The sequence below is a fragment of the uncultured Pseudophaeobacter sp. genome (assembly GCA_905479575.1).
In the GTDB taxonomy this organism is placed as follows: domain Bacteria; phylum Pseudomonadota; class Alphaproteobacteria; order Rhodobacterales; family Rhodobacteraceae; genus Pseudophaeobacter.
This window is the reverse complement of sequence record CAJQNB010000056.1, coordinates 1-6,047: the sequence shown is the minus strand read 5'-3', so window position 1 is coordinate 6,047 and position 6,047 is coordinate 1. Positions and strand designations below refer to the sequence as shown.

6 protein-coding genes are annotated in these 6,047 nt (G+C 53.9%); 3 read left to right on the top strand and 3 right to left on the bottom strand.

Going from position 1 to position 6,047, the window contains the following annotated elements:
- Together QZ268_RS14550 and QZ268_RS14545 are read right to left on the bottom strand one after the other, a co-directional pair.
- On the bottom strand, positions 1–771 hold a 771-nt coding region (locus QZ268_RS14550; protein ID WP_295454063.1), incomplete at its 3' end, for an IS5 family transposase.
- A 362-nt stretch (positions 772–1,133) separates the two neighbouring features.
- A complete protein-coding gene (locus QZ268_RS14545; RefSeq protein ID WP_295454068.1) occupies positions 1,134–1,277 on the bottom strand; it encodes a recombinase family protein in 144 nt (47 codons plus the stop codon).
- Between the two features lie 67 nt (positions 1,278–1,344).
- Here QZ268_RS14545 and QZ268_RS20215 point away from each other — a divergent pair, with 67 nt between their 5' ends.
- The 3 genes from QZ268_RS20215 to QZ268_RS14530 all read left to right on the top strand — a co-directional run bounded on the left by QZ268_RS20215 (position 1,345) and on the right by QZ268_RS14530 (position 4,194).
- Positions 1,345–1,482, top strand: a complete 138-nt coding sequence (locus QZ268_RS20215) for a hypothetical protein (protein WP_349387457.1) — start codon at positions 1,345–1,347, stop codon at positions 1,480–1,482.
- Positions 1,483–2,086: 604 nt separating this feature from the next.
- Complete coding sequence (locus QZ268_RS14535) at positions 2,087–2,707, top strand: recombinase family protein (RefSeq protein WP_295454060.1); 621 nt, start codon at positions 2,087–2,089, stop codon at positions 2,705–2,707.
- Between the two features lie 701 nt (positions 2,708–3,408).
- A complete protein-coding gene (locus tag QZ268_RS14530) occupies positions 3,409–4,194 on the top strand; it encodes a ParA family protein (RefSeq protein WP_295454057.1) in 786 nt (261 codons plus the stop codon).
- A 326-nt stretch (positions 4,195–4,520) separates the two neighbouring features.
- On the opposite strand, the gene QZ268_RS14525 is transcribed toward QZ268_RS14530, so the two are convergent.
- On the bottom strand, positions 4,521–5,564 hold the full coding sequence (locus tag QZ268_RS14525) for a replication initiator protein A (RefSeq protein ID WP_295454054.1): 1,044 nt from the start codon (positions 5,562–5,564) through the stop codon (positions 4,521–4,523).
- Positions 5,565–6,047: the final 483 nt, after the last annotated feature.

Sequence of the window (6,047 nt, the reverse complement as noted above, 5' to 3'; positions counted from 1 at the left end):
TCGGCGGTGGTGTCCGCTCCAGTTTCGCCAGATGGCGCGACCGAGGTTTTTCGACGCGCAAAGCGTCTCGTTGCGCGCGATTGCGCCTGCTGTCGTTGGCTCCCAGGGCTTGGCGTTCCCGCGAGGTGGGATGACGGCATGCGCACCGCGGTCGGCGATGGCGTCGTGGCACTTGCGCGTGTCGTACGCGCCGTCGGCGGTGACGCTGCCGATCTGCTCATCCGCCGGGATCTGGCTGAGCAGATCGGGCAGAACAGGTGCGTCGCCGATATGGTTCCCGGTGATTTCAACCGCTCGGATTTCCAGTGTTTGCTCGTCGATCCCGAGATGGATCTTGCGCCAGACCCGCCGCTTGGGACCGCCATGCTTGCGTGCGTGCCACTCGCCTTCGACCTTGATGCCCGTGCTATCGATCAGCAGGTGCAGCGGCCCCTTGGAGCCGCGATACGAAATGTTCACGGCAAGGGTCTTCTGGCGGCGGGAAAGCGTGCTGAAGTCGGGCACCGTAGAGCCAAGGCCGACCAGGCGCAACAAGCTTTCGACGGCCCCGGTCGTCTGCCGCAGCGCCATGCCGAACAGCACCTTCATCGTCAGGCATGTCTGGATGGCGGTATCGCTATAGGTCTGCTGTCTACCGCGTTTTCCGGTCGGCGCAGCATCCCAGATCATCTCGGAATCGAACCAGATCGTCAGCGAGCCCCGGCGCTTGAGCGCTTCATTATAGGCCGGCCAGTTCCTGGTCTTGTAGGTTGGGGGTGTCGGTCTGCTCATGCATCCCAGCTACCACGCTGGATTCACAAGATGAATCCCTCACAGGATTTGTGCAACAGAGCCATTCAAAACCCTAACTTTTCCCCAAAACCGGCGGGGATACCTTTTTGTTCTTCTCCGGGAAATTGGAGGAAAAGACCCAAGTGCCGCAGTTCATCATCATAGCGTAGTGTTTCTCACACGCTTTAGCACGAAGTGCGCACAAACCTGCCCCGGTTTGAAGGTATTGGCGGAGTTCATGCTGACAAAAGAGATCTCACCTACTCACGAGGGCCGCTGGCGATGCCGCTTCATGATTTCAGTGACGGTGTTTTTACTGAGGCCTAGGTCTCGTGCGATCCAGCGGTATGACCTTCCACTCGCTACGGCTTCGATAACCTGTGGGGCGATTTTGGCCTTTGGTCTGGCTGGCGCCCAAGCTTCTTGCCGCGTGTCCGGGCGGCAGCCAGACCGGATTTCACCCTCTCGCTCAACAGATCACGCTCGAACTGGGCAAGGCCTGCCATCATGCGGAGAGTACCGTAAAGTGTGGGGAAGTTGCGTTTTTCATGGTGATGCTGGCAAGAATTGTGGATGCCTTTTTCCCCCAAAATCTACCAGCTAAAGATCCACCTTTTGGGCATCAGTCCGATGATTTGGCGCCGCGTGTTGGTTTCTTCATCGATTACGATGCGGGAGTTACACGGCGCTTTTCAAGTTGCGATGGGATGAGACGGCATTCACCTGTTTCAGTTTGATATTCGCGCCGTCGATTATGGGTCTTGATAATTGCATGTAGCAAGCCCGGATATTGCCCTAAGCAGCTTTGGGTTTCGTCGGAACGACCGATTCGCGTACATCTACGATATGGGGGATTATTGAAAACACGAGGCCCGTGTCGAAGCCGTAACGGATGCGGATCCGAAGAAGTATTATCCTATTTGAACGGGTGGGGCGGGCGCATGCCCGCCTGAGGAATGCAGCGGGGCTGAAGGCTATCTGGCGCGGCGGGACGAGGCGAATGGCTATGATGCCTGGCAGGACCTGGAGGCATTGGCCGTCCTTTGGCCAAAATCTGCTGAACCGCCAGGACACGAGCCAGACGCTGGAGGATCTCGCCCTGGATAGGTTGGAATAGTCCTAGACCGCATGAAGGCTCGTGAGTCGTACCTTGAGACCTCCTTCTCTCGGCGCGATGTGAACACCCAGCTTCGCGATTGGAAGTATCGAGAACTGATGCACCAGCAATTGATGTGACCCGTACGTAATCGTTCGGTTCCGGACAGGGCATGAGGGCCTGTCCACAAATTATCTTGAACCTATATCGAACAGGTGTATGATTTTGGACATCATTTCCGGACAGAATAGTAGCCCTGTGACCAGAACATTTGCCTACGCCAGAGTATCTACCACCGAACAGGACCCCGGGAACCAGATCCGGGAGATAGCTGCTGCGGGATTTGCGGTGGAGCCACACCGGATGATCGCTGAGACGGTTTCCGGCTCACAAGCCATCGCACAGCGGAAGGGATTTGCGCGTCTTCTGGACAAGATGGAACGTGGCGATGTTCTTGTCGTAACCAAGTTAGACCGGCTGGGGCGTGATGCGATTGATGTCAGTACCACCGTGGCTAAGCTGGAGACCTTGGGCATCCGTGTGCATTGCCTCGCCTTGGGCGGCGTGGATCTGACCAGTTCTGCAGGCAAGCTGACGATGGGTGTGATTAACGCAGTTGCCCAGTTCGAGCGAGATCTTCTGATTGAACGCACGCAATCGGGGCTGGCGCGCGCCAAGGCGCAAGGCAAAACACTGGGGCGTCCATCAACGCTTTCGGCTGATCAGCAGGCGCTGGTCCGTGAAAAACTCGCCACCGGCGCGACGGTTTCCTCCATCGCCCGCGACATGGGCACCAGTCGGCAGACGATCATGCGAGCGAGAGATTCAGAACCAATATAATCAGGCAGGCAGGATCCCAAATATACATATTGAAATCAGCGTCACAATCACTGCGCCAGACGGCACCGCCCACACGGACAGGATTGGCACCTTTTCAAGGGCTTTGAGGCCACTGGAGAAATCGGCCTGTCCATAGAGGAAGGCAAAGCTGTTCTTTTGGGCATCCAGCAGAAAGTTGTTACCGCGCAGTGCGGGGCGTTTTTTATCAAACGCGCGCGCTGCACGTGGTGTGATCGAAAGCTGCGTGGCAAGAGGCGCGCACCTTATGTTGCAAACTCGAACCAGAGCTCTCGATGGCACCCTGCGCGCCAAGTTCGAGCAATGGCATCCGGCCCTGAAACCATCGTCCGAAAATAGCAATGGCCGCGTGATTGCCCCACACTTTGCGGTACTCTCATTGGTAATTCTGAAAGCATAAAGCTCACAGCTTTCATTGCCGCCATTGAACGCGCAACAGGGATAACGGCACAGAGAAATATGCTGCCGATGCAGCCCGGAGATGTGCCCGTAACCTTGGCTGATACCTACTTTGTTGAAACAGTTGACCGGCTATGCGCCCAAGACCTCGATAGAGGCGGGTGTCGCGCAGTTTGTTGACTGGTAACGCACCTTTTAACGCCCTAACGAGGCGGGTGCAGAGCGCTGCCCTATCGTGTCCAGAATATCTGTGTTGGGAGTGTTTTCACATCACACAAAATCAAATGGCATCATTTGTTTTCAAATCACATCAATTCATTCCTCTTGACATCAACCGACCTTCTTTCGCATCATGTCGCCAGGCAGTAAAAACGAGCGGAAAAACTATGCCAATAATATCTTTTGCGTCGTCCAAAGGCGGCGCCGGTAAAACAACATCGTCAATCATTCTGGGAACTGAGCTGGCCGCAAGCGGGGCGAGCGTCGTACTTATAGACGCAGATCCAGCCGCACGCCTGGCAAAATGGGCCGATATCTCAAATCTTCCTGACGGGATTGAAGTCATCCAGTCTACTGGGGAACGAGCGATTTTGGATGAGATTGACGAAGCAGTTTCCAAGGCCGCATTCGTCATCATTGACCTGGAAGGTTCCGCCTCGCGCTTGGCGTCCTTTGCCATCGGGGAAAGCGATCTTGTCGTTGTACCTTCCGGCGAAGAACAACAGGACGCAGACGCCGCTGTGGATACCCTTGCAGAAGTGTCCAGAGAAGGCAGGTCCCGTGGCAAGAACATCCCAGCTGCAGTTCTTTTGTGCCGTACCAATGCTGCGGTGAAATCAAGGTTGGAAAAATTCATCCAGGGGCAGCTCAAGTCAGCAGCACCGGTATTTGAAACCCAGCTTCACCGTCGTACTTCTTTTTCAGCACTGCACAATGCCGGGGCAGGGCTGCGCCAGCTCGACAGCAAAGAATTCAACGGCATTGAGAAAGCTATCGCAAACGCCCAAGCATTCGCTGCAGAGGTGATCGATATGTTGGAAGAGCAGGGGACCTCGTCAGATGCCGCGTAAGCTCGACACATCCCGCCTGGAGAAATTCGCCCCTAAGCCACGCAAAGAAGCGATAGAACCACACAGAGAGCCCAGAGAGGTGAAGGCGCCTGCAAAAGCCTCAGCGCCCCCGTCTGAGCAGCCGTGGCCCTCACGAGAGGCGCCTCAGGAAGGTCAGTTCACAATTCGGGCTCCGCTGGATGAGATCGCTCGGTTTAAGAAAATGTGCCAGCAAGATCGCTTTAAATACACCTACGCTGCAATGCTGAGTATTTTGATGGATCGGTTTGAAGAGGACGAGGGTAGCAGCCGCTAAGGCCTACCCTCAGATACTTGAGGGCAAGTGCCTACCTGGGCGCGCCCCGTTTTTCATACCACGAGGTACAAAACTTGATGAAATGTCGAAGGGGGTGTTTCGGCTCGATTTCCTCATCGCCACACCAGATCCGCCATTCCTGTTCGAGGTGTCTTGGGTCCCAACCGGGGGCTGCGGATCGGGCATCTTCATGAGCATAAGAAGGCAGGGGACTGTCGAAGATCTCAACGACAGGCTGTGGCACCGATCCTCGATTTTTAAACCAGACAAATTCACCATCAAATTCTATGGAATAATCTGGTATATGCGCGAACTGTCGGTCTTTCTCAACGATACCACCAAGCAGTCGACGGAATTCCTTCATTGAGGATGCGGAGCCACACTTGGTCCGGAGTTTTTCGAGACCGACTTTCCACTCTCGTTGGACACCACAATGCTTCCTGGCAATCTCATATAACCGTCGTTCTAGTGGTCGGCGGAGACGAAAATAATCTCTGCTTAGGGTAAGAACTTCCTTGGCATTGATTGCATTGAAAACCCAGTCCGATAGCGTGATTTCAATCTCTTGCATCCTGCCATCGCGTGTCTGTCGTACAATCCGTGCTTTTTCGATGATTGTGAAGATGTCGAGCACCTCTTCGCCGCCCGTCGTGATATTGGTAGAGATCTGGGTACCGCCTAGACGCTCCAGTGCCTGTTTCAATCTATCATAAGATTCACCGCCATTCGGCCGGTTTGTTGCCGTTAAGAGATCCGAGGCAGCAAACCTGACGGTCTGACTGACGGCTTTGCCCTCGTTTAATGCAGACATGATCTGACTGATGCAAAAGATCAGAACATCTCGGTCATGAATCGTCGCTAGCCCTTTGACCGAAGGGGTTATCTCAATGAAGCTATTTCCGTTTTCATATCTGCGCGGCTTGAGGTCAGGTTTTGTCGAAATGGAAAAGACGGGATGTTCCATACTAGCCATGTCACCCTTAGGCGCGGCATCAAAGATATCACACAAAAAGAAATCGCCTTGCTGACGACGGTCTGGAAGAAGAGGGTTTCGTTTCGTAGTTTCACACACCATATCCTCTTATTCGTAGTTTTACACACCAAGTCAAGTTAAACGTAGTTTTACACACCAAGTATCGTAGTTTTACACACCAAGCATCGTAGTTTCACACACCGAAGACTTGAAAAATACATTAATAATCAGCTGCTTACCGGGCAACTTTACCATCTTAACACTATATATAACCCATATTTAACACCCACTTCTGAAATTGATTACTCGTATTATCTAAACAACTGACGACGATTGCAGACCGCCGCTTAACAAATCGCTTTAGTAGGTTGCCTCAACCGGTCGACGCAACACTTCAATCTTTAGGAAGAAATGGAGTGTTTTGAATGAAGTACCCTACCAGGAGGCTCTGTTGCACAAAGCCTCTGATGGCCGAGGTTCCCCTTTCCCCGGACGGACTTATCCTACAGCTTCAGTGACGGGTATGCCGAGCGCAGTGTAGCCGTTCAGGACGGCGATGCGAACTTGGAGTTCGGCGACCTGGCG

Bases quoted from the DNA above. Each gene is read 5' to 3' on its own strand.
- QZ268_RS14545 (WP_295454068.1), bottom strand. From the start codon at position 1,277: ATGGCAGGCCTTGCCCAGTTCGAGCGTGATCTGTTGAGCGAGAGGGTG.
- QZ268_RS20215 (WP_349387457.1), top strand. From the start codon at position 1,345: ATGCCTTTTTCCCCCAAAATCTACCAGCTAAAGATCCACCTTTTGGGC.
- QZ268_RS14535 (WP_295454060.1), top strand. From the start codon at position 2,087: ATGATTTTGGACATCATTTCCGGACAGAATAGTAGCCCTGTGACCAGA.
- QZ268_RS14530 (WP_295454057.1), top strand. From the start codon at position 3,409: ATGGCATCATTTGTTTTCAAATCACATCAATTCATTCCTCTTGACATC.
- QZ268_RS14525 (WP_295454054.1), bottom strand. From the start codon at position 5,564: ATGGTGTGTGAAACTACGAAACGAAACCCTCTTCTTCCAGACCGTCGT.